We start from the raw sequence: 26,170 nt of genomic DNA, 5'->3' as shown, positions 1-26,170 counted from the left end.
TCGAGCGGAGTTCTGCTATCGCTGTGGCCCGCCTCACATGAGCACATTCCGTCCTGAAACCGCCCGCGAAGCGGAGAGTGCCGTTCGTGCCCGCGAGGCGCGGCTGGCGAGCGGCCTCGTCCTCGGCTTCTTCCTCCTGACGCATTTCTCCAACCATGCGCTCGGCCTGATTTCCGTTGAGGCGATGGAGGGCGGGCGACAGTGGTTCAGCCTTTTGTGGCGCAACCCCATCGGCACCGTGCTGCTTTATGGGGCGCTGACATTACATTTTGCGCTTGCGCTTCAGGCCCTTTACCGGCGGCGCACCCTGAGGATGCCCTTCAAGGAGGCGGCACAGCTTGTGCTCGGCCTCTCGCTTCCATTCCTCCTTGTTGCGCATGTGGTCGGCACGCGCGTTGAGTTTTCGCTCACCGGACGCGAACTCGGCTATCCCGATGTGGTTCGCAACCTGTGGCTCCTCGCGCCGGAGAATGGCGTCAAGCAGGCTGTCGCGCTGGTCGTCGCGTGGGTGCATGGATGTTTTGGAATCTATTTCTGGCTTCGCGCGAGAAGCTGGTTTCCTCAAGCCGCCCCATATCTCTTCACCGTGGCGCTTCTCGTCCCGATGCTTGGGCTTCTGGGCTTTGCGGAGGCCGGTAAGGCGATCGCGGATGATCCGGAGCGGTACAGCTACACGGCGGGAGCGCTATCCAGCGAGGGTCTTCTGTCGGATATCCGGACAATTCTCTACGCCACCTTCGCCGGGTTGATTGGAGCCGTTTTCGCCGCGCGGGGCGTTCGCGCTTATGTCAATCTCTCCAACCGCGTACGCATCACCTATCCGGGCGGACATGTGGTCATGGTGCCGCGCGGGTTCAGCGTTCTGGAGGCGAGCCGCCTCGCGGGCATTCCGCATCTGTCGGCCTGCGGCGGGCGCGGGCGATGTTCGACCTGCCGTGTCCGCGTGATCGAAGGACTCGCGGACCAGCCTGAGCCGACCCAGCAGGAGCGCGCGACGCTTGCAAGGATCAAGGCCGGGGGGGACGTGCGCCTCGCGTGCCAATTGCGGCCCGTTCAGGATCTTTCCGTTGTGCCGGTTCTGTCCGCCAGCCGCATCGGCCTTGTTGCGCCTGCGGGCGGCAACCGCATGGCGGGGCGCGGACGGGAGCGTGAGCTTGCGGTTCTGTTCTGCGACCTGCGCGGGTTCACGCGTTTGTCCGAGCGGCGGCTTCCTTTCGACACGGTGTTCATTCTCAATCGCTATTTCGATGTGGTCGGCCACGCGATCGAGGATGCCGGCGGCTATCTCGACAAGTTCATCGGCGATGGGGCGCTCGCCCTCTTCGGCCTCGAGACCACTTCTGAGGAGGCCGCGCGGCAGGCCTTCACAGCAGCGTTACGGATCATCGATGGCGTCAAAAGCCTGAGCGAAGCCTATGCGAGCGAGCTGGAGCAGCCGCTGCAGGTCGTGGTCAGCCTTCATGCCGGCCCCGCCGTCGTCGGCGAAATGGGATACGGCCACGCCATGGGGCTGACCGCTGTGGGCGACACCATCAACGCGGCGAGCCGGCTCGAGGGCTTGGCCAAGGAGCGCAATGCGCCGCTGGTCATTTCGTCCGTGCTAGCAAAACGGGCCGGTCTCGATCTTTCCGGCTACGAGCAGCAGACCGTGACCGTCAGGGGGCGCGCCGCGCCCATCGATGCCTGGATCGTAGCGGACGGAGAGAGCCTCAAACGTGACAATCCGGTCGTTCCGTCCGGCGATGAGCGCCCTACATCCTGAGGCCGGGAGATCCGCTTCGACATTACGACGGATGAAAGGCGATCTCCATCAGGAGGAGCGCCGTGGGTCCATCTGCAAAACTCATATCCATCGCCACCGCCGTGCCGGAGCATGTGCTGTTGCAGCGCGACGTGGCCGCGGCCGCGAATGAGATCTTTTCTGGCCGCTACGGCGACTTCAATCGGCTCTCGCCTGTGTTCGACACCGCAGGCATCCACAAGCGTCATGCGGTGCGCCCACTCGAATGGTTCTTCGAGGCACATGGCTGGCCCGAGCGAACGGCGGCCTATCTCGAAGGCGCTTTGAAGCTGTTTGTCGATGCCGCGCGAAGTGCCTTGCAGGACGCAGGCCTCGATGCCCACGACATCGATACGATCGTCACCGTTTCCTCGACGGGCATCGCAACGCCGAGCCTTGAGGCGCGTGCTTTCGGCATCATGGGATTTCGCGACGATGTGCATCGCGTGCCGGTTTTCGGGCTCGGCTGCGCCGGCGGCGTCACCGGTCTCGCGATCGCCGCGAGGCTCGCGCAGGCAAGGCCCGGCACGAATGTTCTTTTCGTCGCGGTCGAACTCTGCACGCTGTCCTTCCGGCTCGATGAACTGACGAAGGCAAACATCGTCGCGACGGCATTGTTCGGCGATGGCGCAGCCGCCTGCATCCTGCGAACGAGCGAGGAGGGGATCGCCGAGATCGAAGCGTCGGGCGAACATACATGGCCGGATACGCTCGATATCATGGGATGGAATGTCGACCCGCAAGGGTTCGGCGTCATCTTCGCCCGCGCGATTCCGCCTTTCGCCGAGATGCATATGGGTCCTGCCATCGCAGGCATTCTGGCGCGCGCGGGCCTGACGCCGTCGGACGTGGATCGTTACATCTGTCACCCGGGCGGAAAGAAAGTGATCGTGGCCCTCGAGAGGGCTCTGTCGCTCGATCAGGGCTCGCTCGATCATGAGCGGCAGGTTCTTTCCGAATACGGCAACATGTCCGCGCCGACTGTGCTGTTCGTGCTGGCGCGCGCTATCGCGACGGGATTACCGCGCCGCTCCTTGCTCAGCGCGCTGGGGCCGGGCTTCACGGCGAGCTGTGTCTCCTTGAAGAAAGCGGCGTGATGCTCTCCGTCGCGATTCTCGGTTTTGTCACGTTCGAACGTCTTGGCGAATTGTTGCTTGCGCGCCGCAACACGCAGCGTCTTCTGGCAAACGGTGCGGTCGAGGCCGCGCCGGAGCATTATCCGCTGATCGTTGCTCTCCACGCGGCCTGGCTTGGCGGATTGTGGCTTCTCGCCTGGAACCGGCCCGTGAACCTTGCGTGGCTGATGGTCTTTGCGCTCCTGCAGGCTCTGCGGGCTTGGGTTCTCCTGACCCTGCGCGGGCGCTGGACAACACGGATCATCGTCGTGCCCCATGAGGAGCTGGCGCAAAAGGGGCCTTACCGCTGGATCGCGCACCCGAACTACGTCGTTGTCATTGGTGAGATAGCGGTGCTGCCGCTCGCATTCGGGCTGCCGTGGTTCGCTCTTGTCTTCTCCCTTCTTAATTTCGGTATTCTCACAATCCGCATAAGGGCGGAGAACGAGGCGCTTGCCAGACGAACCATTGAGGGACCAATATCCCCGCCCGAACGCTAACGCCGGTTCGATGGCAAAGGCACCGCAAGACATGCCGGCATCGAACAGGGCTCTGGAGGAATGAAGATGGCCGATGCCCGCCTGCCTTTTCTGGCCGCTCTTGAACGCAAGATTCTCTGGCTGTCGAGCTGGACGATCCATAATGCGAACCATCTGCGCGCCCATGAGGACGGGTTGAAAATCGGCGGGCACCAGGCCTCGTCCGCCTCTCTCTCGACCATCATGACGGCGCTCTACCTTGCCGTTCTGAAGCCGGAGGATCGCGTGGCGGTGAAGCCGCATGCGAGCCCCGTTTTCCACGCGATCCAGTATCTTCTGGGCAACCAGACACGAGAGAAGTTGGAGAACTTCCGCGGTTATAAGGGCGCGCAATCCTATCCCTCCCGCACCAAGGACGTGGACGACGTCGATTTCTCGACGGGCTCCGTGGGCCTCGGTGTGGCGCAGACACTCTTCTCCAGCCTCGTGCAGGACTACGTGAAGGCGCATGACTGGGCGAAAGGCCGACGCGAAGGGCGCATGATCGCGCTCGTCGGCGATGCGGAGATGGACGAGGGCAACATCTTCGAAGCGTTGCTGGAGGGCTGGAAGCAGGGCCTTCGCAACACCTGGTGGATCATCGACTACAACCGCCAGAGCCTCGACGCCGTGGTGCGCGAGGGGCTCTATTCTCGCTTTGAGGCGCTGTTCCGTTCCTTCGGCTGGGACGTGGTGGTGCTCAAGCATGGTTCGCTGATGGAAGAAGCGTTCCGCGAACCCGGCGGCGACAAGCTCCGCGCGTGGATCGACAGTTGTCCGAACCAGCTCTATTCCGCGCTGACGTTCCAGGGCGGCGCGGCCTGGCGCAAGCGCCTGCTCGACGATCTCGGCGATCAGGGCGCGGTGACGCAGCTCATCGAAAAGCGTTCCGATGAAGAGCTGGCGCGGCTCATGGGAAACCTCGGCGGCCATGATCTGCCGACGTTGCTCAAGGCGTTCGAATCCATCGATCATGACAGGCCGACGGTTTTCATCGCCTACACCATCAAAGGTTCTGGTTTGCCGCTCGCGGGCCACAAGGACAATCACGCAGGCCTTTTGACCCCTGCGCAGATGGAAGGGTTCCGCAAGACCTGCAAGGTTCGTGCGGGGCATGAGTGGGACAAGTTCGAAGGTCTCGATGTGCCGGCGCAGGATCTCGAACGCTTCCTCGCCTCGGTGCCGTTCAACGCCAAGGGCGCGCGGCGGCACAGCGCCCCGCGCGTTCCCGTTCCCGAAACGCTGACGACGCCGGCGCAGCCGTCCATGTCCACGCAGCAGGGATTCGGGCTCATTCTCCATGAGCTTGCCCGGTCGGATACGCCGCTTGCGGACCGCATCGTCACGACGGCCCCCGATGTGACGGTCTCCACCAATCTCGGAGCGTGGGTGAACCGGCGCGGCCTGTTCGCGCGCAATGAGATGAAGGACCTCTTCAAGTCGGAGCGCATTCCCTCCACCTTCACCTGGGATTTCGGGCCGAAGGGGCAGCATATCGAACTCGGCATTGCGGAGATGAACCTGTTCATCCTGCTCTCCGCTCTCGGCCTCTCGCATTCTCTGTTCGGGGAGCGAATTTTGCCGATCGGCACGCTCTATGATCCCTTCATCGCGCGCGGCCTCGATGCGTTGAACTATGCCTGCTATCAGGACGCCCGCTTCATCGTCGCGGCAACGCCCTCAGGCGTCACGCTCTCGCCGGAGGGCGGCGCGCACCAATCCATCGGCACGCCTTTGATCGGTCTTGCGCAGGACGGATTGGCGAGTTTCGAGCCTGCCTTCGTCGATGAATTGTCGGTGATCCTGCGCTGGGCGTTCGATTATCTGCAGCGGGATGGCGAAGGGCAGCCGAACGAGCGTTCCTGGCTACGCGATGAGACCGGCGGCTCGGTTTACCTGCGTTTGTCAACGCTTGCGCTGGAGCAGCCGCAACGGACCATGACGCCGGACCTCGCGGAAGAAATCGTGGACGGTGCATATTGGATGCGAAAGCCCGGCCCGAACGCGCAAGTCGTCATCGCCTATACAGGCGTTGTCGCGCCGGAGGCGATCAAGGCCGTTGGCCTGATGGCGGAGGATCGCCGCGATGTCGGGCTTCTCGCCATCACCTCCGCCGACCGGCTCAATGCGGGCTGGACAGCGGCCCAGCGCGCCCGTGAACGCGGGCTCGTGCATGCGCGTTCCCACATCGAACGACTTCTCGCCGACGTGCCGCAACATTGCGGTCTCGTGACCGTGATCGACGGGCACCCGGCAACCCTCGCCTGGCTCGGCTCCGTCATGGGGCATCGTACACGCTCTTTGGGCGTCGAGCATTTCGGCCAGACGGGCACGGTGCAGGATCTCTACCGCCATTTCGGCATCGACGCGCAAGGCATCATCGCCGCCGCCGAGATGATCGCACCGGGACGGCCGATCCGGCATTTGCGGGCGCTTGGCTAGAAGGAAAGATTTGCGGCGCGGGGCCCCTCCCTCTCTAGAGCTTGATGATCTGGCGCGGTAATGTCGCGGGTAGGGAAGGGCGGGCAGCACGATGCACTTCGAAGGAAGCACCTGGGCGCTTTTGTATCTTGTATCGGAATGGATCATCCGGCTGGTGATGCTGGTGGTCGTTCCGGTGCGACGCTCGCCGGATGCTGCAAAGGGATGGCTCCTTCTGGCTTTCTTCCTGCCCTGGCCTGCGCTTGTCCTCTATGTCCTGATCGGGCGACCTTCCTATCCGAGCTGGCGCAATGAACGCGTTCTCAAGTTGCCGGGGCTCTTGCAGGATGCTGTCGCCCGCGCCGCTCCTTTCGCGGAGCCTGCTGGTAACAAGACATCGGTGGGAGCAGAGACGCGAAGCCTTGTCGAGAAACTCGGTCGCTTTCCGCCACTCTCCGGCAACGACATAATGCTCTTGCCGGATTACGACGGATCGATAGACGCGCTCATCGCTGACATCGAGAGAGCGGAAAAGAACGTCCACCTTCTCTATTTCATCTTCGCTGACGACAGGACCGGACAGAAGGTCATGGCGGCGCTTGCTCGCGCGGTGGAACGCGGCGTGACGTGCCGCGTCCTGATCGATGCTGTCGGCTCACGTCCGTGGGCCAAAAAGGTGATCGCGCAGTTGGCGGCGTCCGGCGTTGCCGCGCATGTGGCCTTGCCGATCACGTTGCGATGGCATCCGGCCCGCGCCGATTTGCGCAATCATCGCAAGATCGCGGTTATCGATGGACGCATCGGCTACACGGGTTCGCAGAACATTGCCGATGCCGATTTCAAGCCCGGCGTCGTCAATCAGGAACTCGTGGTCCGCACTTGGGGGCCGATCGTCACGCAGCTACAGGCCGTCTTTGCAGCAGACTGGTTTCTTGAAACGCAGGAGAGGCTTTCCATCGAGGAGATCATGCCCGAGCCCGCGGCGGTGGGAACCGTTCAAGCTCAGGTCTTGCCGAGCGGTCCTGATGTTCCGGGCTCAGGGATCGAGGGTCTCATCGTCACGCTGGTCTATGGCGCGCGAAAGCGCGTCGTCATGACGACGCCGTATTTCATCCCTGACGCTTCACTGCTGAAGGCGCTTGAAACGGCGGCCTTACGCGGCGTCGATGTTCATATCGTCGTCTCGCAGATACCCGACCACCGCCTCGTCAATCTGGCACAGCGCTCCTACTACGATGAGCTTCTCTCCGCGGGCGTTAAGCTTCACCTGTTCCGTGACAAGCTTCTGCACGCCAAGCATTTCACCTTCGACGACGGGATCGGCCTCGTTGGCTCCAGCAATATCGACATCCGCTCGTTCATCCTGAATTCCGAGGTGAGCCTGATCGCCTATGATGAGGATGTGACCGCGCGGCTCTATGCCGAGCAGCAGCGTTGCTTCGCGGCGAGCGATCTTCTGGATCTCGCGCAATGGCGCGCGCGCCCGGCGGTGGTGAAGTTGTGTGAAAATCTCGCCCGCCTGATCAGCCCGCTGCTTTAAAGCGTGTATTGAGGCGCAGCCGCTGATGAAGGAAGTACCCTTGCGGAGAACGGGAGCCTTCCACAGGGCTATCGCTCGAAAGAAGAGCCTGCGATACAAGGCTCGCAGCTTCGATGAACAGAGTTGAGCAAGATGACGAAATTGGCCCGCGACTTCGGTTTGCGCTTTGGCGAAATACCCACCGGAGCGCATAACGCCATCACCGATGTTCCAGGCATTCGCGTCGGTCATGCGACGATTGCCGAGGGCGAGTTGCAAACGGGCGTGACTGCCATTCTGCCGCATGCTGGCAACCTCTATCGCGAAAAGGTGCGCGCCGCTGTCGAGGTCATCAACGGATTCGGCAAGAGCGCTGGCCTGATCCAGGTGGAGGAACTCGGCTCGCTCGAAACGCCGATCCTGCTCACCAACACGTTTGGCGTCGGGGCCTGCACAAGCGCCCTGATCCGCCGCGCCATTGCGCAAAATGCTGACATCGGGCGAACGACCGCGACGGTCAATCCGGTGGTGTGCGAATGCAACGACGGGTGGCTCAACGACATTCAGGCGATGGCAGTGACCGAGGGAACTGCATTTGCCGCGCTGGACGCTGCGGTTGAAGGCGCGGTGGCTCAGGGTGCTGTCGGAGCGGGCCGAGGGATGAGCTGCTTTGGTTTCAAGGGCGGTATCGGCACGTCCTCGCGTCGCTTGTCCCTCGATGGTGTGGATCATCATCTCGGTGTTCTTGTTCTGGCGAATTTCGGCCGGGCGGGAGACCTCATTCTGCCCGACGGCCGTCGCCCGCTGCCAGAGGCGCAAGCGCAGGCGGAGAGAGGGTCGATCATCGCCATTCTCGCAACCGACATTCCCCTCGAATGCCGGCAGCTGCGGCGCGTGTCCCGGCGTTGCGGGGCGGGCTTCGCACGGCTGGGGGCGTTCTGGGGGCATGGCAGCGGCGACATCGCGCTCGGCTTCTCCACCGCTTCGCGCATCCATCACGATGAGCGCCGCGACTTAATCGACATGCGCGCCTTGAACGAGGATCGCATCGACGATCTGTTTCGCGCGGCGACGGATGCGACGCAGGAAGCGGTTCTCAACGCCATGTGCTGTGCGCCGGGCCTGTTGGGATATCAGGCCCATTGCCGCCCCTCGCTAGGGGACTGGCTGGCACGCGGTTGATTGCCACTGGCGGGGCAGCGTTGCAATAAACGCAACGCTGCCATCGATATAGGTGCGCTGCCGACCGCCTCGAAGATGCTATGCCGCTAGTTGAAAATAGCCAATAAGACCGCCCTTCCGACTATGGGGTTTCAGACCCCAAGCGCGGGGGCCTTGTCCATGCAAGGGCAGGCTCGTTCGCGAGAGGAAATTTGACAATGCAGAAAGCCGTTGACGTACCGACAAACCGGTTGAAGTCGATCCTTGGCGGATCCGCCGGCAACATGGTCGAGTGGTACGATTGGTATGTGTACTCCGCCTTCACGCTCTACTTCGCGCCGGTCTTCTTTCCGAAGGGCGATCAGACCGCGCAGTTGCTGAACGCCGCCGCCGTTTTCGCTGTCGGGTTCATCATGCGCCCGATCGGTGCCTGGATCATGGGCGTGTACTCCGATCGCAAGGGCCGCAAGGCGGGACTGACGCTCTCCGTTACGCTGATGTGCCTCGGCTCCATGATGATCGCCGTCACGCCTGGATACGACAAGATCGGCGTTTTTGCGCCTATCGCTCTCGTTTTCGCACGCCTTTTGCAAGGCATCAGCGTCGGCGGCGAATATGGTGCGAGCGCGACTTACCTGAGCGAAATGGCAGGCAAGAACCGTCGCGGCTTCTTCTCCAGTTTCCAGTACGTGACGCTGATCTCCGGCCAGCTTCTCGCACTCGGCGTGCTGCTCATTCTGCAAGCGACCATGTCTGTCACGGAGCTCGAAGTGTGGGGCTGGCGAATTCCTTTCGCTATCGGCGGCGTGCTCGCGATTGTCGTGTTCTATATCCGCCGCGGCCTTGTGGAGACGCAGTCCTTCAAGAACGCGCAAGTTTCGAAGGAGCCGCGCTCGAGCGGCATCACGCTCTTCGTCAAGTATCCGCGCGAGGCCTTTACCGTTCTTGCGCTGACCGCAGGCGGCACGCTGGCCTTCTACGCCTATACCACCTACCTGCAGAAGTTCCTCGTCAACACGTCAGGCTTCAGCCGTGAGGTGTCGAGCCAGATCATGACGCTCGCGCTCTTCATCTTCATGGTCATCCAGCCACTGGCCGGCGGGCTGTCCGACAAGATCGGCCGCAAGCCACTGATGGTTGGTTTCGGAATCAGCGGGCTGCTGTTGACCTATCCGATCTTCACGACGCTGGCCGCCGCCAACAATCCGTACATCGCTTTCGCGCTGGTGATGGCGGCGCTTTTGATCGTGACCGGCTATACCTCGATCAACGCCGTCGTGAAGGCGGAGCTTTTCCCCGCGCATATCCGCGCGCTCGGCGTCGCTCTGCCCTATGCCCTCGCCAACACCATCTTTGGCGGCACGGCGGAATATGTCGCGCTCTGGTTCAAACAGGCGGGCATGGAGAGCGGGTTCTTCTGGTACGTGACGATCATGATCGGCCTGTCGCTGATCGTTTATGTCCGCATGCGCGACACCAGAAAGCACAGCCTGATCCACGAGGATTGATCCAGTGGCGTGTTACCGTTGACAAGAAGAAGATCGGGGCCGGCCATATGCTGGCCCCGATCTTTTTTGAGTGATGTCTGTCGTGAAGTCGGACGACTGCGCCAGGCATGAATTTCTGTCGCGCTTAGGCGGTCACTTTCTTTTCAATTCTGCTTGCCCGACTGGCCTTGCGCACCTCCACGATGAGCCGATCCAGCTCATCGGCAAGATGGTGCGCCTGGTCTCGCGACAACAAGAATTTCGTCGTCTTTCCAGCGAAGTTTTCGAGGCAAAGCTCAAACTCGCTTTGGATGGCCTCCACTTTGAAATCGGAGAGGCGTTTCATGCGAATGATTGCAGCCAAGCGAGATCTCCCTGAGTGAGAGCGAGGCAACTGAAAGAGATAAAGCGGGCAGAGATCTAGCAATTCGCCAGCTTTCCTGCCCCGTTTGTTCAGCGAGGAAACCTTGCCGCGCAAGCTTTCCTTGCCGCGCCGAAATGTGCAGGCAGGTAAGCATGCCCCCGTTCGTTCCAAGAGGTCGGGCGTAATCAAGGCGGACTGCTTCAGTGTCGGCGATACCGTCATCTCGAGGCGGGCGACGGTCTCCGCTTCCTCAACTTTTGGGTGAGCTGTTTGGTTTCAGTTCACCTCTTGCGGAGAAGGTTCACAAGCATCTTGGTGACGACGTCGGGGTCGTAGGGTTTTGCGATGAAAGGGACGGATTGCAGTTGGGGTGGCAGGTCGTAGCGGTTTGAGCCCGAGATAAAGAGAACCGGCGTTCCTGAGCTTTGCAATTGCTCCGCCAGTTCAAAAGTCTTGCCGTCCAGAACATCGATATCGAGGAGTGCCAGGGCGACTGGGCTTGCTGCTTCCTGCCTCGCCTGGGCGATGGTGCACGCCGTCACGACCTCGACCTGCCCCTGCAGCCGGGCGAGATCCTGCAAATCGAGTGCAATGAAGATATCGTCTTCGACAATCAGAATGCGGGTGGGTGCAGATGCGGCTCCTTCCAACCCTCGGGCTGTGTTTCGGTGGTGCATGAGATCCGAAATTTCCTCGTGTCGCCACAACAAAGGGTGGGCTGGAATGGGCATCTCCGGCTTTCACTTGACGCTACGCAAGATGAAGTCGCGCAACTTGCTTTAAAAATCCGATACTGACCCTATTCGAATGTATGGGGATGTGCCGATATTTCATGTATTTTCGGCGTTTTGAAGTTTCCCCTTGCCCTCGCTCTGCGGAGCGGCTGCCCTCAGGTCCGTAGCCAGAGCAAAGGCTCGGGAGAGGGACAGGATCCTAGGCGTTTGGATGGCTCTTCCTCTTTCAGAGATGAGTATATCTCTCGGCCTCCCTTCCGGCGGCAATACCGAGAGATATAAATGGCAGTCGTTTCGTTTATCGATCCCATTCCATTTTCAATCGATAACGTTCTTGATCGAGCGGCCTTCGATGTCTTGATCACGTCGAATATCCGATTTGGAGTGGCGAATACCGGGACAGGGCCGCAAGCCGGGCTCAAGTTCTTCTTGAACGGAGCGAATTTCACCTATGACGGTGACGTGCCAGTCGGCGGCGCGATCAGCTCCGTCGATATTTTTGATGCGGACGGACAGCCGGTCGCGCATATATCCGACCTGACGATGTCCCTTGCCAGCTTTTACCAGACCTTTGTCCAGCAGGGCGGGGTGCAGGCGCTCGATCAACTTCTTGCGGGCCGCGACAGCATTGGCGGAACGAGCGGCGACGATTTTCTGACGACCTACGGCTATGCCGGCGACCAGATGAACGGCGGGGACGGAAACGACCAATTTCTCATTCGGTTCCAGGATGGAACGGTTGCTATCGGTGAAGAGGGCAATGACCTTTTCTATGTCGATACTGGAGCAACCAATGTCCACATCTTTGGCAGCAACGTTCTGGGTGAAGGTGGTTCGGACGAAACCGACATCGTGGAAATTCGGGGTGTCGTGTCCTTCGGATCGGTGCTCGACATTGATGTCCTGCGCTTTGCCGAGAACGCCAACGCCAAGATCATGACGGCTGATCCCCACAGCTTCTCCGTGACGACCATTCAAGGCTCGAGCGTGGGGCAGAATGCGCTGCACTTCACGACCTCGTCTCATTATGTGAACCTCGATCTTTCCGCTTTCAACTTCACGAATTGGGGGCGCGCGGACCAGACAATCTCGGTTGTTCTTGGTGCGACGCCTGACGCAAACTTCGATGATCGTGTCTTCGGCGGCGCTTATGCCGAGAGCATCTCCGGCGGTTATGGCCGCGACGTTCTCTACGGAAACGCAGGAGACGATACGCTCGTTGGCGGCGCCGGAAGCGACATTCTCGATGGCGGTGACGGCAATGACGTTCTCATCGGCGGTGACGGGCCCAACATCCTCATTGGCGGTGCGGGCGACGACTCTTATTTTGCGAACGCTTCCGACACGATTATCGATACCGGCGGCAAAGACCGGCTCATGGTGGAGAAGTCCTACGTGCTGCCGACAAAGTCGATCTTCGAGGGGCTCGAAGCGGCATACGCGGATAGCACCAAGGCGCTGAATCTGACCGGCAACAAATCTGCAAACGTGCTGATTGGAAATGCGGGCAAGAACGTACTCAATGGCGGAGCCGGAAACGACAAGCTGGAAGGCCGTGGAGGCAATGACGTTCTGACCGGGGGCGCTGGATCGGATATCTTTGTGTTCTCCGCGCCGCTCCACAAGTCGCGAAACGTGGATCGGATCACGGATTTCAGAACCGAGGACACAATCCAGCTCGATCAGGACGTGTTCAGTGCAATTACGAAACTCGGCAGCCTGAAGGCATCGACCTTCTATGTCGGAGCCAAGGCGCACGATCGGGATGACCGCATCATCTACAACAAGAATACCGGCGTGATTTCCTACGATGCCGATGGCAGCGGTAAGGGGGCTGCGATTGCCTTCGCTCAGGTCGTCAAGGGCACGGCATTGTCCGCAAAGGACTTCTACGTCATCTAGCGATCAGCGGGCCGCTCGGCCCCCTTCGTATTGCTCATAGCGGGGTCGGCGGCCCAAAGGTGTTGCGCTGCATAAGCGCGCCAGGGCCGCCACCCTTCAGCACGCTGCAGGAGCGCCGCAGGCGTTGGGCGCTCACCGGCTTCAAGAGCTGCTCCCCGCAGCAGGCCGATGTCGCTGGCCGGGAAGGCATCCGTTTCGCGAACGGCGCGCAAGGCAATGTATTGCGCCGTCCATTCGCCGATGCCGCGAATGGCCCGAAGGCGTGCGATGGTGTCTTCAATCGTTCCTGACGGACGGAAAAGGTGCGGGTCCGCAATCGCGGCTTCTGCAAGGGCGTGAAGCGTCCGCCGCCTCGCTCCGGGCATCCCGAGTGCGCCAAGATCGCAGGCTGCAACTCGCTGCGGCGTAGGAAAGACGTGTGTTAATGGCTGCGCCGAAAAATCGGTGCCAGGCATTCTTTCACCGCACAGGCTGACCAGTTGCCCCGCGAGCCTGCGCGCGGCGGCAATCGTCACCTGTTGGCCCAGAACGGCACGCATGGCGAGTTCGAACCCTTCCCATCCGCCCGGCGTGCGCAAGCCCGGTCGCTCCGCGATGAGATTTGCGAGGAACGGATCGTGTGACAAATGAGTGCCGATGGTTTCGACATCGGCGCCGACATCGAAGACGCGGCGTATGCGTGCGAGAATGGCGGGCAGAGCGCGCACATTGGGAAAGTGAATGCTGACACGCAGGCTCGCCCGCTCAGGATCGTGACAAACCTCGACCGTGCCGAAGGCGCCATCCTGCGTTACGGTTCGCCGATAGACGTCACCCGAAATTTCTTCCACGCCTGCGATGGCGCGCGCCTCGAGGAAAGAGCGCATCGCGTCCCAATCATAGGGCGGCTTGTAGCGTATGCGCAGGGTCAGTCCTGCATCCTTTGCTGAAGCGCTGAATGCCTCGGCAGAAGTCTTGCGTCGCAGCGCGCCCGGTGGACGTTGATACAGGTTCTGGAATGTTTCGTTGAAGCGCCGGATGCTGCCGAATCCCGATGCGAGCGCGACATCCGCCAAAGGCATCTGCGTTTCCTGAATCAGCTGCTTGGCGAAGAGAATGCGCCTCGTCTGCGCAACGGCGATGGGCGAGGCTCCAAGGTGCTGCTTGAAAAGGCGGCGCAACTGCCGCTCCCCGATCCCAAGCCGATCGGCGAGTTGGCCGACACCCGTCTCCTCGTCATCCAGCGTCCCTTCCGCGATGAGCGAGAGGGCGCGAGAGATCGTGTTCGACGTGCCGCGCCATGTTGCGAGGTCGGGGGCTGTCTCGGGGCGGCAACGCAGGCATGGCCGCAAGCCCGCTTCCTGCGCAGCTGCGGCGGAAGAAAAGAAGCGGCAGTTTTCTCGTTTCGGCGTCCGCGCCGGGCAAACGGGGCGACAGTAGATCCCTGTCGAGAGAACGCCGACGAAGAGGCGTCCGTCGAAACGTGGGTCGCGGGTTTGCAGGGCCCGATAGCAGGCGTCGTGATCGAGCTGTGTCATGCGCCGACTTTCGCACATCCCGGCTTCGCACGCTCGCGGTTTTCGGACGCGTCTGTCGATAGGATCAGGGCGCTATTGTGTAGTATATTATTTCCGGAATTTACTGAACTGTAGAAAATTTAAAACGTCATGATCGGTTCACGAGGTAAAATATCACAAACTTAAAGTGAGAGACGTTTCCGTTGTTGCTTTGTATTTCGTGAGACGAATACATCGACTAAAATCGATTAATATCATGCTGATCGGGATAGATGATGCGCATTAGGTCGCTGCGATATGGGAAGATCATCGCCGTTGCTGCCTTCTGGGTGCTTGTTGGCGGAATCGTCGCCAGCCGTATCGTTTACTTTGACGGGATCGTCGCCGCCGTTTCCGCAAGGGCCAACGCTCCGGCGAAATGAACGAACGCAAGACCGAACGCGATGGAGCGCAGAGGCCTTTTGTCGGCTCTCTCAGCGCGTGGTGTGCACGAGCTTGCGGTGCGGCGTTGCCGAGCGTCGCTTCTCACTCGTTGCCGGAGTTGCAGTCCCCTTAAGCGCTTCCCCGAACATGATGAGGAGAGGCCCGTCTTCCGGCAACGGAAGGCCGCCGGCGATCGCGCCGATGGTCGTTTGGACGGTCCGCTGCGAAGGGCGCGACACATCGGCGATGGCGATCAAGGGCGTATCGGGAGACAGTCCCCGCTCGCGAAGCCGGATTGTCAGGTTCCGCACTGTCCTGCGCCCCATATAGACGACCGTTGACGTGGCTTTGTCGGAGAGCGCGGCCAAGTTCAGGTTGTCCGGAAGCTGCCCATGACGATCGTGGCCCGTGACGAACTGGACGTTCTGGGCATGATGGCGATGCGTGAGGGAGAGGTTGAGCGCCGCTGCTGCCGCGCTTGCCGTGGTGATGCCGGGGACGATCCGGACGGTTACGCCTGCTTCATGGCAGGCTTCGACTTCCTCACCGGTTCGCGCGAAGATCGCAGGGTCGCCGCCTTTCAGGCGCACCACGCGCTTTCCTTCAAGCGCGAGATCGACGACCAGCGCGTTGATATCCTCCTGACGGCAGGAAGCCCCGTGGCCTTCCTTGCCCACATGGATGCGCCGTGCTTCGCGGCGCGCCAATTCGAGGATCGCGGGTGTGACAAGGCGGTCATAGACGATCACATCCGCGGCCTGGAGCTCGCGCATGGCCTTCAGGGTCAGGAGTTCAGGATCGCCAGGCCCCGCGCCGACGATGGCGACTTCCCCAATGCCCGGGCGATCCATGGAATCATTCGCGATATCGTGGGCAAGGCGCTCGAGGGCATCGGTGCTTGGCCTCGCATTTGCCGGGCTGAATGCAGCGTCGACAAATCCTTCCCAGAAGCGCCGCCGATCAGCTCTTGATGGCAGAAGATCTTTCAGCCTTTCGCGGAATGCCCCTGCGGCGAGCGCCCAGCTTCCGACCTGCCGTGGCAGAATGGCTTCGATGCGTCGGCGTATCGCCTGGCCTAAAATAGGCGCTGCGCCATCCGTCGAGACAGCGACGACAACAGGGCTGCGATTGACGATGGTGCCGAACTGGAAATCGCAAAAGGCGGGACGGTCGATCACATTGACGGGGATACCCCTCTCACGCGCCGCTTTTGCAAAGCGCGCCGCTTCCTCCGCGTTCTCTGCATCGGCGATTGCGAGGGTGGCGTTATCGAGATCGCGCTCATGCCATGCGCGGGCTATGAGAGCGATGCGCCCATCGCTTCTTGCTGCGAGGTCTTGCAGCTCCGGATCCGGCCTCTCGGCATAGACCGTGATCGATGCGCCTGCCGCGGCAACGAGTTCGGCCTTCCAGACGACGGGGTCTCCACCACCGGCGATGACGACACGCTTGCCATTGAGATCGAGAAAGATTGGCAGCCGTGAAAGTGCTGCGAGGCGCTCCGGATATTCCTCAAGCGGAGTACGCGGCGCGCTCATGAGGCCGCCTTTTCGGCGGCCTTTGCAGGCTTCAACGGGCCGGTATTGGCGTGGAAGTCACGTCCGTTCTCTGTCCTGGCGATCCACTGCGCGCGGATGAGAAAGTCACCGAAGCGTTCGTTCGCGCGGCGCTCCTTCGCATAGGCACGGAAAACCGGATCGAGGGTCGCAACGATGCTGTCATGCTCCAGGTCCTCGGCATAGAGCTTCGACAGGCGCGACCCATCGAATGCGCCGCCGAGATAAAGATTGTAGCGACCGGGTCCTTTTCCGACGAGGCCGATTTCCGCGATATAAGGCCGGGCGCACCCGTTGGGGCAGCCGGTCATGCGGATCGTGATCTCGTCTTCTGCAAGACCATGCACGGCGAGGCGCTCCTCGAGCGCGGTCACGAGTGAGGGAAGATAGCGTTCGCTTTCGGCAAGCGCGAGGCCGCAGGTCGGAAGCGCCACGCAGGCCATCGCGTTGCGGCGCAGGGCTGTCGCCTCGCTTGTCAATCCATGCTCCGCCACTAGAGCCTCGATGGCGTTACGGCGATCGGGCGTCACGTCGGCGACGATGACGTTCTGGTTGGCCGTCAGCCTGAACTCGCCATCATGGATTTCGGCGATGCGGCGCAGGCCCGTCATGAGCGAGGGGCCACCGGGAATATCGCGCACACGTCCGTTCTCGATGAAAAGCGTCAGGTGCGCGCGGCCGTTTTCGGCTTCAACCCAGCCATAGCGGTCGCCGTTCGAGTCGAATGAGAAAGGCTGCGGCTCCCTCAGGGGATAGCCGATACGTCGCTCGACCTCCGCGCGGAAGGCGGCAAGGCCGCGATCCTCAATTGTATATTTGAGGCGCGCATGCTTGCGATTGGTGCGGTCTCCCCAATCGCGCTGAACCGTCACGATGGCTTCGGCGACGGCGATCGCATCCTGCGGCTTGCAGAAGCCCAGGACATCGGCTGTGCGCGGATATGTGTCCGGCTCGCCATGCGTCATTCCCATGCCGCCACCGACGGTGACGTTCCAGCCCTTGAGAGCACCTTTCCTGTCGAGGATGGCGATGAACCCGAGATCCTGCGCGAAGATATCGACATCGTTGTCCGGCGGCACCGCAACCACGGTCTTGAACTTGCGCGGCAGATAGGTGCGGCCATAAACCGGTTCCGTCACTTCCTCTTCGCCGCCCGCGATCCTCTCGCCATCGAGCCAGATCTCACGATAGGCGGGCGTTCGCGGCAACAGGCGGTCGGAGATGGCTTTCGCCAGTTCGTGAGCGGCGTGATGCGCGCGTGAACGGTGAGGATTGGAGGAGGCGAGGACGTTTCGGTTCACGTCGCCACAGGCGGCGAGCGTGTCGAGCAAGGCCGCATCGATGGCCTTCATCGTCGTCTTGAGGTTGTTCTTGATGACGCCGTGAAACTGGAATGTCTGGCGGGTCGTCAGCCGCAGCGTTTCGTTGGCGTAATCACGCGCGATCCTGTCCATTTGCAGCCATTGCGCCGGGGAGCAGATGCCGCCCGGAATCCGCAGCCGGATCATGAAGGAGAACGCCTTCTCCAGCTTCTTTTTCGTCCGCTCCGCGCGCAGGTCCCGGTCGTCCTGCAGATACATGCCGTGAAACTTCACAAGCTGCTGGTCGTCTTCGCTGATCGCGCCGGTCGCGACATCGGTCAAACCTTCGGCCAAGGTGCCACGAAGATAGGCGCTGGCTTCCTTGATGCGCTCGTTACGAGCAAGATCCTTGGTCATCTCAGTAAACATCCTGCAAATAGCGGCGATCTCGCTCCAGGGCTGAAACAGCTTCTTCCGCGGCCTCCGGAGAGAGGGATTTCACATCGGCCACGAGGTGCACGAGCGTCTTCCGCACGTCCTTCGCCATGGCCGAGGCGTCTCCGCAGACATAGAGCCGCGCGCCATTGTCCAGCCAGTCGACGACATCGCGCCGCTTTGCCCAAAGCTTGTCCTGGACATAAATTTTCTGTGGCGTATCCCGCGAGAAGGCGACATCGAGGCGTGTCAATGCACCCTCGGCCAGGGCGTCCTGCCATTCAAGCTGGTAGAGAAAGTCGTGTGTGTAACGCCTTTCGCCGAAGAAGAGCCACGAGCGGCCTGTAGCGCTGACAGCGCGTCGTTCCTGTATGAAGGAGCGGAATGGAGCAACGCCCGTTCCCGGCCCGATCATGATGATGTCGGTGGAAGGGTCGGGGAGGCGGAAATGCTTGTTCGGCTTGATGCGCGCCTGCAAGGTTTCGCCAGCCTTGATACGGTCTGCCAGAAAGCCGGATGCGACGCCTGTCCGGTTCCGGCCATGCGTTTCATACCGCACAGGAGAAACCAGAATGTGGACTTCATCACCAACCTCGCGGCGCGAGGAGGAGATGGAGTAGGCGCGAGGTGGAAGAGGGCGGGTTAGAGACAACAACTGATCTGCCGTCAGCGGAGCATGAAACTCTTCGAGTAGGTCGATCAGCTGTCGGCTTTTGATCCAGCTTTTGATCTCTCCATCCTCGGCGAGGCGTCTTGCGCCGTCATGACCCGAGGCGCTTGCGTATTTCTCGACGGTAATCACTGACAGAGTCGTGATGTCACGCTCGGCCGTGAGCGAGTTGCGAAGAGTATTATCTGACGCGAGCCCTGCGGCGGCGAGGATGGCATCGACAAGCGCCGGGTCATTCTGCGGAAATATCTCGATTGAATCCCCGGGATCGTAGGCACGCGTTGTGCCGGAAAAGGAGAACGCGATGTGAAAAGTCTCCTTGTCCGAGCGGGACGAATTCAGGTTGATGTGTTCCGAAACCTCGAGGGTGAAGGGTTCGTTGCTGTCCCCCTCGCTCTCTCGCGCGGAGAAGTCGACGGCGACCACATTGCTCGCCTGTTCTGTCGCCGGTGCAAGAGTTTTAATGGTGTTTGCAAGCCACGCCGATGCCGGGGCCTTGAAATCAAGATCGCAATCGACGCGCGCGACGGCGCGCTTCGCGCCGAGTTCTTCAAGGCGGGTGTCAATCGCTTTTCCAATGGCGCAGAATTCGGCGTAAGCCGTATCGCCCAATGCCAGAACGCCATAGGTCACGCCGTCAAGGCGCGGGGCGGAAGGAGCAAGCAGCGCGGCGTATGATCTTGCCGCGCGCGAGGGCGGCTCTCCCTCGCCCCATGTTGCGGCAATCACGATCAGGCGTTGCTCTTTGGCGAGCGCCGCAACGTCCAGATCCGCAAAATCGATGATCTTCGGCTTGAAGCCGCTCTTGCGCGCAAGTTTCGCAGCATCCTGCGCCAGTTGTTCCGCATTACCGGATTCACTGGCGAAAACGATTGTCAGAGGCTCCGCGGGTTTGGGTGTCGCAAGCGGTTGCGGCGAAACCTCGCCTCCTGTCGCTCCGCCTTGCGTGTCGAGTCCTGCGAGAAAGCCCGCGAGCCACGCGCGCTGGAGCGCCGTCGTGTCGCGCAATGCGTTGTTGAGATGCGTGATCGCGTCATCTGCGAAGGGGGCGGTCTTAGGGATCAAAGCGTTGCTGGCCATGTCTTTGCGCGGGTTCTCATCGACCTGAAGGGTCTGGCTCCCGGCGCGTGAAGTCAAGAAAATTGTTCTTTTTTAAGAACGGTCCTTTAAGGCATAAAAATCTCTTTTTCGTGCTGCTCAGAGGTCATTTTTCTTGATGCTGAGGCCGATGCGCTGAGAGCTCCCGAGGGGCGCAATATTTCCGGGTTGAGAGCGTTCTAACTTCAAGCTGAATATTGGAAAAATATTCATCTCTCTTGAACTTCGTGGCATCGAAATAGGAACGAGAAAGCCTTTTTCTGAACAAAGCGGCGAGCACTTCTTCATCGCCGCATGCGAGCCGCGGGAAGGAACTTGACACTGTTCTGTAAAACGAACAGTCTTGTGCTGCAATGAACTCAGGATGGTCCATGCCCTCGTCCGTAACCCTCGCCGAGGATCTCTCCTCCGCGCTGCAATCGGCTCCGTTGCCGAGGCGGCTCTCAGAGGCGCGGGCGCGGCTGGACGGTCCTGTCGTCTTCACGACGAGCTTCGGGCTCGAGGATCAGGCGATCACGCACGCCATTTTCGCGAACGATCTCGATATACACGTCGTCACGCTCGATACGGGGCGTCTCTTCCCAGAGACCTATGATGTTTGGGCCGCGACTGAGGAGTTTTTCGGTCGCCGCATCGCTGCGCTTTCGCCGAACCGCGATGTCCTCGAGGCGTTGATCGCGGATCAAGGCATCAACGGCTTTTATCGCTCCATCGAGGCGCGCAAGGCGTGCTGCCAGGTGCGGAAGGTCGAATTGCTGGCGCGTGCGCTCACGGGCGCCGCCGGATGGATTACGGGATTGCGCGCCGGTCAATCGACCAACCGGCGTGAGACGCCGCTTGCCGAGGCAGACCCGGCCTATGCCCTCATCAAGGTCAATCCGCTTGCCGATTGGAACGCGAGCGACGCCGCACAGTACGTGAGCGATAACCGCGTTCCCTACAACGTTCTTCATGACCGCGGCTTTCCCTCAATCGGTTGCGCGCCGTGCACACGGGCTGTGCGTGTCGGAGAGCCCGAGCGCGCGGGGCGCTGGTGGTGGGAAAACGATGCGAAGAAGGAATGCGGACTGCATCTCCACCCGTCGCCGCAAGAAGCCGCTCGCTTGCAGGAGGTGCTGTAATGGGTCGCTCAAATACTCTTCTCAATGCCGCCGTCACGCAGGGCGATACTGTCGCGGAGCGCCTGACGCATCTCGACAGGCTGGAAGCGGAAAGCATCCACATTCTGCGAGAGGTCGTGGCAGAAAGCGAAAACCCGGTCCTGCTCTATTCCATCGGTAAGGATTCGTCGGTTCTTCTGCATCTTGCCTTGAAGGCCTTCTATCCGGCGAAGCCGCCATTCCCGCTTCTGCATGTCGACACGACATGGAAGTTCAAGGAGATGATCCGCTTCCGCAACGAGCGGGTGCGCGATCTGGATTTGCAGCTGATCGTGCATGTCAACGAGGAAGGGATCGCGCGTGGAATAGGCCCTGTCTCGCATGGGTCGGAAATCCACACGGATGTCATGAAAACCCAGGCCCTTCGTCAGGCGCTCGATCATCACCGCTTCGACGCCGCCATCGGCGGGGCGCGCCGCGACGAGGAGAAATCCCGCGCCAAGGAGCGGGTTTTTTCTTTGCGAAGCGAACAGCATCGCTGGGACCCGAAGCGGCAACGTCCGGAGCCCTGGCGGTTGTTCAATGTGCGCAAACGCAAAGGGGAGAGCTTTCGCGTCTTCCCGCTTTCCAATTGGACGGAGCTGGATATCTGGCTCTACATCCATCGGGAAAACATCCCGATCGTTCCCCTCTATTTCGCCGCCGAGCGTCCTGTCGTGGAGCGGGACGGGCTTTTGATCGCTGTCGATGATGAGAGGTTGCCGCTCCATCCGGGAGAGGTTCCTCAAGTTCGCTCCGTGCGGTTCCGAACACTTGGATGCTACCCGTTGACCGGGGCCATCGAGAGCGATGCGGGGACCCTTGTCGACATTATCGGCGAAACGCTACGGGCGCAGACCTCCGAGCGTCAGGGGCGTCTGATCGACCAGGATGGCGCCGCCTCGATGGAACGCAAGAAGCAGGAGGGCTATTTCTGATGACCGTCCATGTTCTCAAGCCGTCCGTTGATCTTGAAACGATCCTCAAGGCTCAGCGCCGTAAGGATGTGCTGCGCTTCATCACCTGCGGTTCCGTCGATGACGGCAAGTCGACTCTGATCGGGCGGCTCCTGCACGACGCAAAGCAGCTCTTCGACGACCAGATCGCAAGTCTGCAGCGGGATTCCCGCCGCCATGGAACGCAGGGCGACAAGATCGATTTTGCTCTTCTCGTGGATGGGCTTTCGGCCGAGCGCGAGCAGGGCATCACCATCGATATCGCCTATCGTTTCTTCTCCAGCGAAACCCGCAGTTTCATCGTAGCGGATACCCCGGGTCACGAGCAGTATACGCGCAACATGGCGACGGGAGCCTCGACCGCCGATCTTGCGATCCTTCTCGTCGACGCACGGAAAGGACTCTCCCTGCAGACACGGCGGCACAGTCTTATTCTGTCGATGCTCGGCATTCGCCATGTGGCGCTCGCCATCAACAAGATGGATCTCGTCGGCTGGTCGCAGGATGTCTTCGAGCGCATCATGGCGGAGTACCGGGCCTTTGCCGCCGATCTCGGGTTTGCCGAGGTAACAGGCATTCCCTTGTCCGCGCTGAATGGCGACAACGTCGTTCAGCCGGCGGTGGCTGCTCCCTGGTATCGCGGTTCGACGCTCCTGCAGCACCTCGACAGCGTGCAGATCGAGGGCAATGATCGCAGCGTCCCGTTCCGGTTCCCCGTGCAATGGGTGAACCGCAAGGTGGCGGATTTTCGCGGATATACGGGTTCCATCGCGGGCGGCTCCATCCGGGTCGGGGACCGCGTGCGGGTCCTGCCGTCAGGCCGCGAAACCAGCGTCGCGCGGATCGTGACGTTTGACGGAGATCTTCAGGAAGCTGTCGCAGGGCAGTCGGTCACGCTCACGTTGACCGATGAGATCGACATTTCCCGTGGGGACGTTCTGGCTGATACCGTTTCCTCGGCGGACATTTCCTCGCGCCTGAACGCACGTCTGTTCTGGGCCGGGGAGCGGTCTCTCGGGGCTGGGGATGCGTTTTTGCTCAAGATCGGAGCGGCGACGGTCCGCGCGACGGTGGAAAGCGTCAGTCACCGTATCGACCCCGATACGGCGCAGCCGGAGGCGCGGAATGCCCTCCAGCCCAACGATATCGGCGATGTCACCCTCACTCTCAATCGCCCTCTGGCGTTCGATCCCTACTTGCATAATCGCGAGACAGGAGGTTTCATCCTCATTGATCGCGAAAGTTTCGACACCCTCGGCATCGGGCTTGTCCTGAAGTCCCATGGCAACGCGAAGGAGGAATCCATGTTGCACCGAACTTCCGATCCAACTCCCGCAAGCAAGCGCGCAGGCTTGAGTGCCTGGCGAAAGCTTTTCCTGTCCTTCGCAGCCGCCGCGACGATCATGACCGGCGCGGATGCCGCCTATGCGCAGACGCAGCTCCTCAACGTGTCCTACGACCCGACCCGTGAGCTCTACCGCGAGATCAATCAGGCGTTCACCGAGGAATGGAAGAAGAAGACCGGTGAGGATATTACCGTCCGCGCGTCCCACGGCGGGTCCGGTGCTCAGGCGCGAACCGTTATCGACGGCGTTGATGCCGATGTGGTGACGCTGGGCATCCCCTCCGACATCGACGCCATCGCCAAGCTGACGAACAAGATTCCGGCGGATTGGCGTAGCAAGCTGCCGAACAATTCGCTGCCCTACACATCGACGGTCGTGTTCCTCGTCCGCAAAGGAAACCCGAAGGGCATCAAGGACTGGGGCGATCTCGCACGCTCCGACGTGCAGGTGATTACGCCCAATCCCAAGACATCGGCAGGCGGGCGCTGGAACTTCCTTGCGGCCTGGGGCTATGCACAAAACAAGGACGGCAGCGTCGAGAAGGCGCGGGAGTTCGTGACGCAGATCTACAAGAACGTGCCGGTGCTCGACACGGGCGCGCGCGGTTCGACAGTGACCTTCGCGCAGCGCGGCCTTGGCGATGTGCTGCCGGCCTGGGAGAACGAGGCGTTCCTGGTCCTCGATGAATTCGGCAAGGACAAGTTCGACATCGTCGTTCCCAGCGTCTCGATCCTCGCCGAGCCGCCGGTGGCGCTCGTTGTCGGCAATGTCGACAAGAAGGGAACTCGCAAGGCGGCTGAGGCCTATCTTGAGTTTCTTTACAGCGACAAGGCCCAGGCCATTTTCGCGAAGCACCGCTACAGGCCGAGCAAGCCCGAAGCCGCCGCGAAAGAAGATCTGGCCCAGTTGCCGAACCTCAAGCTCTTCACCATCGAGTCGCTGCAGGGAAACTGGGATGACATCCAGAAGAACAACTTCGACAATGGTGGCGTCTTCGATCAGATCAGCAAGCGCTAACTCATGACGTCGGTTCTTCCGGCCCATATCCGCTTCAGGCGGGCGAGCGTGATCCCGGGCTTCGGGATCACGTTCGGCTATACGCTTCTCTACCTCAGTCTTATCGTTCTTCTGCCGCTGGCTGCACTCGTCGTGAGAGCTTCGAGCGTCGGGATCGATGGAATTGTAGCGGCGACGCTCGAGCCCCGTGTTCTGGGGGCCTTGAAAATCAGTTTCGGCATTTCATTCATTGCTGCGATTGTCGCGTCCGTATTCGGGCTTCTCGTCGCCTGGGTTCTCACCCGCTATCACTTTCCGGGGCGCGCCGTCATCGACGCGATGGTCGATCTGCCGTTTGCATTGCCCACGGCGGTTGCCGGCATCGCGCTTGTGGCGCTCTATGCACCGAATGGCTGGATCGGCGCGTTGTTCGCGCCTTTCGGTATCAAGATTGCCTATACGCCTCTCGGCATTTTCGTGGCGCTGGTCTTCATCGGCCTGCCCTTCACGGTGCGGACGGTTCAACCTCTCATCGCCGATATCGAACGTGAGCTGGAAGAAGCCTCTGCAACGCTTGGCGCCTCACGGTTTCGAACCTTGTGGAGTGTTCTTCTCCCGCCGCTTCTGCCGGCGATTCTCACGGGTTTCGCATTGGCCTTTGCCAGGGCCGTCGGCGAGTATGGATCGGTGATCTTCATCGCCGGAAACATTCCTTATGTGTCCGAGATCGCGCCGCTGCTCATCGTCATCAAGCTCGCGGAGTTCGATTATACCGGCGCGACGGTGATCGCGACGATCATGCTGGCAATTTCGTTCTCGACGCTTCTCGTCATCAATCTCATTCAAGCCTGGGCGCGGCGGAGGTTCGGCAATGCTTGATGCCGTTGCGCGCAACACTCAGAAAGGCATTCGCTGGAGAAGCGTGGTGACGGAGAGCGCGCTTGTGCGGCGGCTCGCCATTGCGATTGCCATCGCCTTTCTGACTCTCTTTTTGGTGCTGCCCCTGGCTGTCGTGTTCGTGCAGGCCTTCAGCAAAGGCTTGGGCGCTTATCTCGCTGCCTTTCAGGAACCGGATGCGCAGGCGGCCATCAAGCTGACTCTTCTGGTCGCGGCAATCTCCGTTCCTCTGAACCTTGTGTTCGGGCTCGCCGCCGCGTGGTCGATTGCGAAATTCGACTTCAAGGGCAAGAGCCTTTTGATGACGCTGATCGATTTGCCGTTCTCGGTCTCGCCGGTGGTGTCGGGCCTGATCTACGTTCTCTTGTTCGGCGCACAGGGGCTCTTTGGGCCATGGCTCATGGAGCATGGCATAAAGATCGCCTTCGCCTTGCCCGGCATCGTCCTCGCCACGATCTTCGTCACCTTTCCCTTCGTGGCGCGGGAGCTGATCCCGCTCATGCAGGAGCAGGGCACTTCCGAAGAAGAGGCCGCGCTGACGCTCGGCGCTTCCGGCTGGCGCACTTTTCTCACGGTGACATTGCCCAACATCCGGTGGGGGTTGCTCTACGGCGTCCTTCTCTGCAATGCCCGCGCCATGGGTGAGTTCGGCGCTGTTTCCGTTATTTCCGGCCATATCCGCGGCCTGACCAACACCATGCCGCTCCATGTGGAGATTCTCTACAATGAGTACAACTTCGTCGCCGCTTTCGCCGTTGCCTCGCTCCTCGCCTGCCTTGCCCTCGTCACGCTTGCGGCAAAATCGTTCCTGGAATGGCGGGCGGGTGATACCCTCTCCGGACGTCCCGGCCATTGA

Annotated in this window: 18 protein-coding genes and 2 pseudogenes; 14 read left to right on the top strand and 6 right to left on the bottom strand. The window is 60.9% G+C overall.

What is annotated here, in order from left to right; all coding sequences use genetic code 11:
* Positions 1-37 precede the first annotated feature (37 nt).
* The 7 genes from DQW91_RS00350 (at position 38) to DQW91_RS00320 (ending at position 10,022) form a co-directional block, all read left to right on the top strand.
* The gene (locus tag DQW91_RS00350) at positions 38-1,762 is read left to right on the top strand and encodes an adenylate/guanylate cyclase domain-containing protein (protein WP_112661611.1); all 1,725 of its coding nucleotides are present in this window, start codon (positions 38-40) and stop codon (positions 1,760-1,762) included.
* Positions 1,763-1,824: 62 nt separating this feature from the next.
* Positions 1,825-2,877: a type III polyketide synthase gene (locus tag DQW91_RS00345; RefSeq protein WP_112661610.1), complete on the top strand. Its 1,053-nt coding sequence runs from the start codon at positions 1,825-1,827 to the stop codon at positions 2,875-2,877.
* Positions 2,877-3,395: an isoprenylcysteine carboxyl methyltransferase family protein gene (locus DQW91_RS00340; RefSeq protein ID WP_112661609.1), complete on the top strand. Its 519-nt coding sequence runs from the start codon at positions 2,877-2,879 to the stop codon at positions 3,393-3,395. Before DQW91_RS00345 ends, DQW91_RS00340 begins: the two co-directional genes overlap by 1 nt.
* Before the next feature lie 66 nt (positions 3,396-3,461).
* Positions 3,462-5,855 carry a transketolase-like TK C-terminal-containing protein gene (locus DQW91_RS00335; RefSeq protein WP_112662370.1) on the top strand — a complete coding sequence of 798 codons (2,394 nt, stop codon included), beginning with the start codon at positions 3,462-3,464 and terminating at the stop codon, positions 5,853-5,855.
* A 91-nt stretch (positions 5,856-5,946) separates the two neighbouring features.
* Positions 5,947-7,374: a cardiolipin synthase gene (cls, locus tag DQW91_RS00330; protein ID WP_112661608.1), complete on the top strand. Its 1,428-nt coding sequence runs from the start codon at positions 5,947-5,949 to the stop codon at positions 7,372-7,374.
* 132 nt (positions 7,375-7,506) lie between these two features.
* Positions 7,507-8,535 carry a DmpA family aminopeptidase gene (locus DQW91_RS00325; RefSeq protein ID WP_112661607.1) on the top strand — a complete coding sequence of 343 codons (1,029 nt, stop codon included), beginning with the start codon at positions 7,507-7,509 and terminating at the stop codon, positions 8,533-8,535.
* A 197-nt stretch (positions 8,536-8,732) separates the two neighbouring features.
* Positions 8,733-10,022 (top strand): MFS transporter, encoded by a 1,290-nt coding sequence (locus DQW91_RS00320; RefSeq protein WP_112661606.1) that lies wholly within the window; start codon positions 8,733-8,735, stop codon positions 10,020-10,022.
* 124 nt (positions 10,023-10,146) lie between these two features.
* Here DQW91_RS00320 and DQW91_RS16460 read toward each other — a convergent pair whose 3' ends face one another.
* Complete coding sequence (locus tag DQW91_RS16460; protein ID WP_157961285.1) at positions 10,147-10,365, bottom strand: hypothetical protein; 219 nt, start codon at positions 10,363-10,365, stop codon at positions 10,147-10,149.
* A 281-nt stretch (positions 10,366-10,646) separates the two neighbouring features.
* The gene (locus tag DQW91_RS00310) at positions 10,647-11,042 is read right to left on the bottom strand and encodes a response regulator (protein ID WP_157961284.1); all 396 of its coding nucleotides are present in this window, start codon (positions 11,040-11,042) and stop codon (positions 10,647-10,649) included.
* Positions 11,043-11,528: 486 nt separating this feature from the next.
* Here DQW91_RS00310 and DQW91_RS00305 point away from each other — a divergent pair, with 486 nt between their 5' ends.
* The gene (locus DQW91_RS00305) at positions 11,529-13,001 is read left to right on the top strand and encodes a calcium-binding protein (protein ID WP_198411735.1); all 1,473 of its coding nucleotides are present in this window, start codon (positions 11,529-11,531) and stop codon (positions 12,999-13,001) included.
* Here the strand turns inward: DQW91_RS00305 and DQW91_RS00300 are convergent.
* From DQW91_RS00300 to DQW91_RS00285, 4 genes and pseudogenes are all read right to left on the bottom strand, one after another.
* Positions 12,998-14,518: a DNA-3-methyladenine glycosylase 2 family protein gene (locus DQW91_RS00300; RefSeq protein ID WP_112661602.1), complete on the bottom strand. Its 1,521-nt coding sequence runs from the start codon at positions 14,516-14,518 to the stop codon at positions 12,998-13,000. The genes DQW91_RS00305 and DQW91_RS00300 overlap by 4 nt on opposite strands.
* Before the next feature lie 452 nt (positions 14,519-14,970).
* A complete protein-coding gene (cysG, locus tag DQW91_RS00295) occupies positions 14,971-16,458 on the bottom strand; it encodes a siroheme synthase CysG (protein WP_112661601.1) in 1,488 nt (495 codons plus the stop codon).
* Positions 16,455-18,182: pseudogene (locus DQW91_RS00290) on the bottom strand (NADPH-dependent assimilatory sulfite reductase hemoprotein subunit); the annotation flags it as partial. The pseudogene DQW91_RS00290 and the gene cysG, both read right to left, overlap by 4 nt.
* Before the next feature lie 13 nt (positions 18,183-18,195).
* Complete coding sequence (locus DQW91_RS00285; protein WP_112662369.1) at positions 18,196-19,962, bottom strand: diflavin oxidoreductase; 1,767 nt, start codon at positions 19,960-19,962, stop codon at positions 18,196-18,198.
* 389 nt (positions 19,963-20,351) lie between these two features.
* Between DQW91_RS00285 and DQW91_RS00280 the strand changes: the two genes are divergently transcribed.
* The 6 genes and pseudogenes from DQW91_RS00280 (at position 20,352) to cysW (ending at position 26,170) form a co-directional block, all read left to right on the top strand.
* Positions 20,352-21,101: a phosphoadenylyl-sulfate reductase gene (locus DQW91_RS00280; RefSeq protein ID WP_112661599.1), complete on the top strand. Its 750-nt coding sequence runs from the start codon at positions 20,352-20,354 to the stop codon at positions 21,099-21,101.
* A complete protein-coding gene (gene cysD / locus DQW91_RS00275) occupies positions 21,101-22,057 on the top strand; it encodes a sulfate adenylyltransferase subunit CysD (protein WP_112661598.1) in 957 nt (318 codons plus the stop codon). Before DQW91_RS00280 ends, cysD begins: the two co-directional genes overlap by 1 nt.
* Positions 22,057-23,367: pseudogene (gene cysN / locus DQW91_RS16900) on the top strand (sulfate adenylyltransferase subunit CysN); the annotation flags it as partial. The gene cysD and the pseudogene cysN, both read left to right, overlap by 1 nt.
* 111 nt (positions 23,368-23,478) lie before the next feature.
* On the top strand, positions 23,479-24,438 hold the full coding sequence (locus tag DQW91_RS16885; RefSeq protein ID WP_281024006.1) for a sulfate ABC transporter substrate-binding protein: 960 nt from the start codon (positions 23,479-23,481) through the stop codon (positions 24,436-24,438).
* Positions 24,439-24,441: 3 nt separating this feature from the next.
* A complete protein-coding gene (cysT, locus tag DQW91_RS00265; protein ID WP_112661596.1) occupies positions 24,442-25,296 on the top strand; it encodes a sulfate ABC transporter permease subunit CysT in 855 nt (284 codons plus the stop codon).
* Positions 25,289-26,170, top strand: coding sequence for a sulfate ABC transporter permease subunit CysW (cysW, locus tag DQW91_RS00260; RefSeq protein ID WP_112661595.1), 882 nt, complete (start codon positions 25,289-25,291; stop codon positions 26,168-26,170). Before cysT ends, cysW begins: the two co-directional genes overlap by 8 nt.

The organism is Microvirga flavescens (assembly GCF_003290125.1).
Classification (GTDB): Bacteria; Pseudomonadota; Alphaproteobacteria; order Rhizobiales; family Beijerinckiaceae; genus Microvirga; species Microvirga flavescens.
Note: the sequence above shows the minus strand (reverse complement) of the source record. Positions and strands in the feature narration are given on the sequence as shown.

Excerpts from the sequence above, each read along its gene's own strand:
- DQW91_RS00340 (WP_112661609.1), top strand. The coding sequence starts at position 2,877 with ATGCTCTCCGTCGCGATTCTCGGTTTTGTCACGTTCGAACGTCTTGGC.
- DQW91_RS00280 (WP_112661599.1), top strand. The coding sequence starts at position 20,352 with ATGCCCTCGTCCGTAACCCTCGCCGAGGATCTCTCCTCCGCGCTGCAA.
- DQW91_RS00325 (WP_112661607.1), top strand. The coding sequence starts at position 7,507 with ATGACGAAATTGGCCCGCGACTTCGGTTTGCGCTTTGGCGAAATACCC.
- DQW91_RS00300 (WP_112661602.1), bottom strand. The coding sequence starts at position 14,518 with ATGACACAGCTCGATCACGACGCCTGCTATCGGGCCCTGCAAACCCGC.
- cysD (WP_112661598.1), top strand. The coding sequence starts at position 21,101 with ATGGGTCGCTCAAATACTCTTCTCAATGCCGCCGTCACGCAGGGCGAT.
- cysT (WP_112661596.1), top strand. The coding sequence starts at position 24,442 with ATGACGTCGGTTCTTCCGGCCCATATCCGCTTCAGGCGGGCGAGCGTG.
- DQW91_RS00350 (WP_112661611.1), top strand. The coding sequence starts at position 38 with ATGAGCACATTCCGTCCTGAAACCGCCCGCGAAGCGGAGAGTGCCGTT.
- DQW91_RS16885 (WP_281024006.1), top strand. The coding sequence starts at position 23,479 with ATGACCGGCGCGGATGCCGCCTATGCGCAGACGCAGCTCCTCAACGTG.
- DQW91_RS00320 (WP_112661606.1), top strand. The coding sequence starts at position 8,733 with ATGCAGAAAGCCGTTGACGTACCGACAAACCGGTTGAAGTCGATCCTT.
- cysW (WP_112661595.1), top strand. The coding sequence starts at position 25,289 with ATGCTTGATGCCGTTGCGCGCAACACTCAGAAAGGCATTCGCTGGAGA.
- DQW91_RS00310 (WP_157961284.1), bottom strand. The coding sequence starts at position 11,042 with ATGCACCACCGAAACACAGCCCGAGGGTTGGAAGGAGCCGCATCTGCA.
- cysG (WP_112661601.1), bottom strand. The coding sequence starts at position 16,458 with ATGAGCGCGCCGCGTACTCCGCTTGAGGAATATCCGGAGCGCCTCGCA.
- DQW91_RS00285 (WP_112662369.1), bottom strand. The coding sequence starts at position 19,962 with ATGGCCAGCAACGCTTTGATCCCTAAGACCGCCCCCTTCGCAGATGAC.
- DQW91_RS00335 (WP_112662370.1), top strand. The coding sequence starts at position 3,462 with ATGGCCGATGCCCGCCTGCCTTTTCTGGCCGCTCTTGAACGCAAGATT.
- cls (WP_112661608.1), top strand. The coding sequence starts at position 5,947 with ATGCACTTCGAAGGAAGCACCTGGGCGCTTTTGTATCTTGTATCGGAA.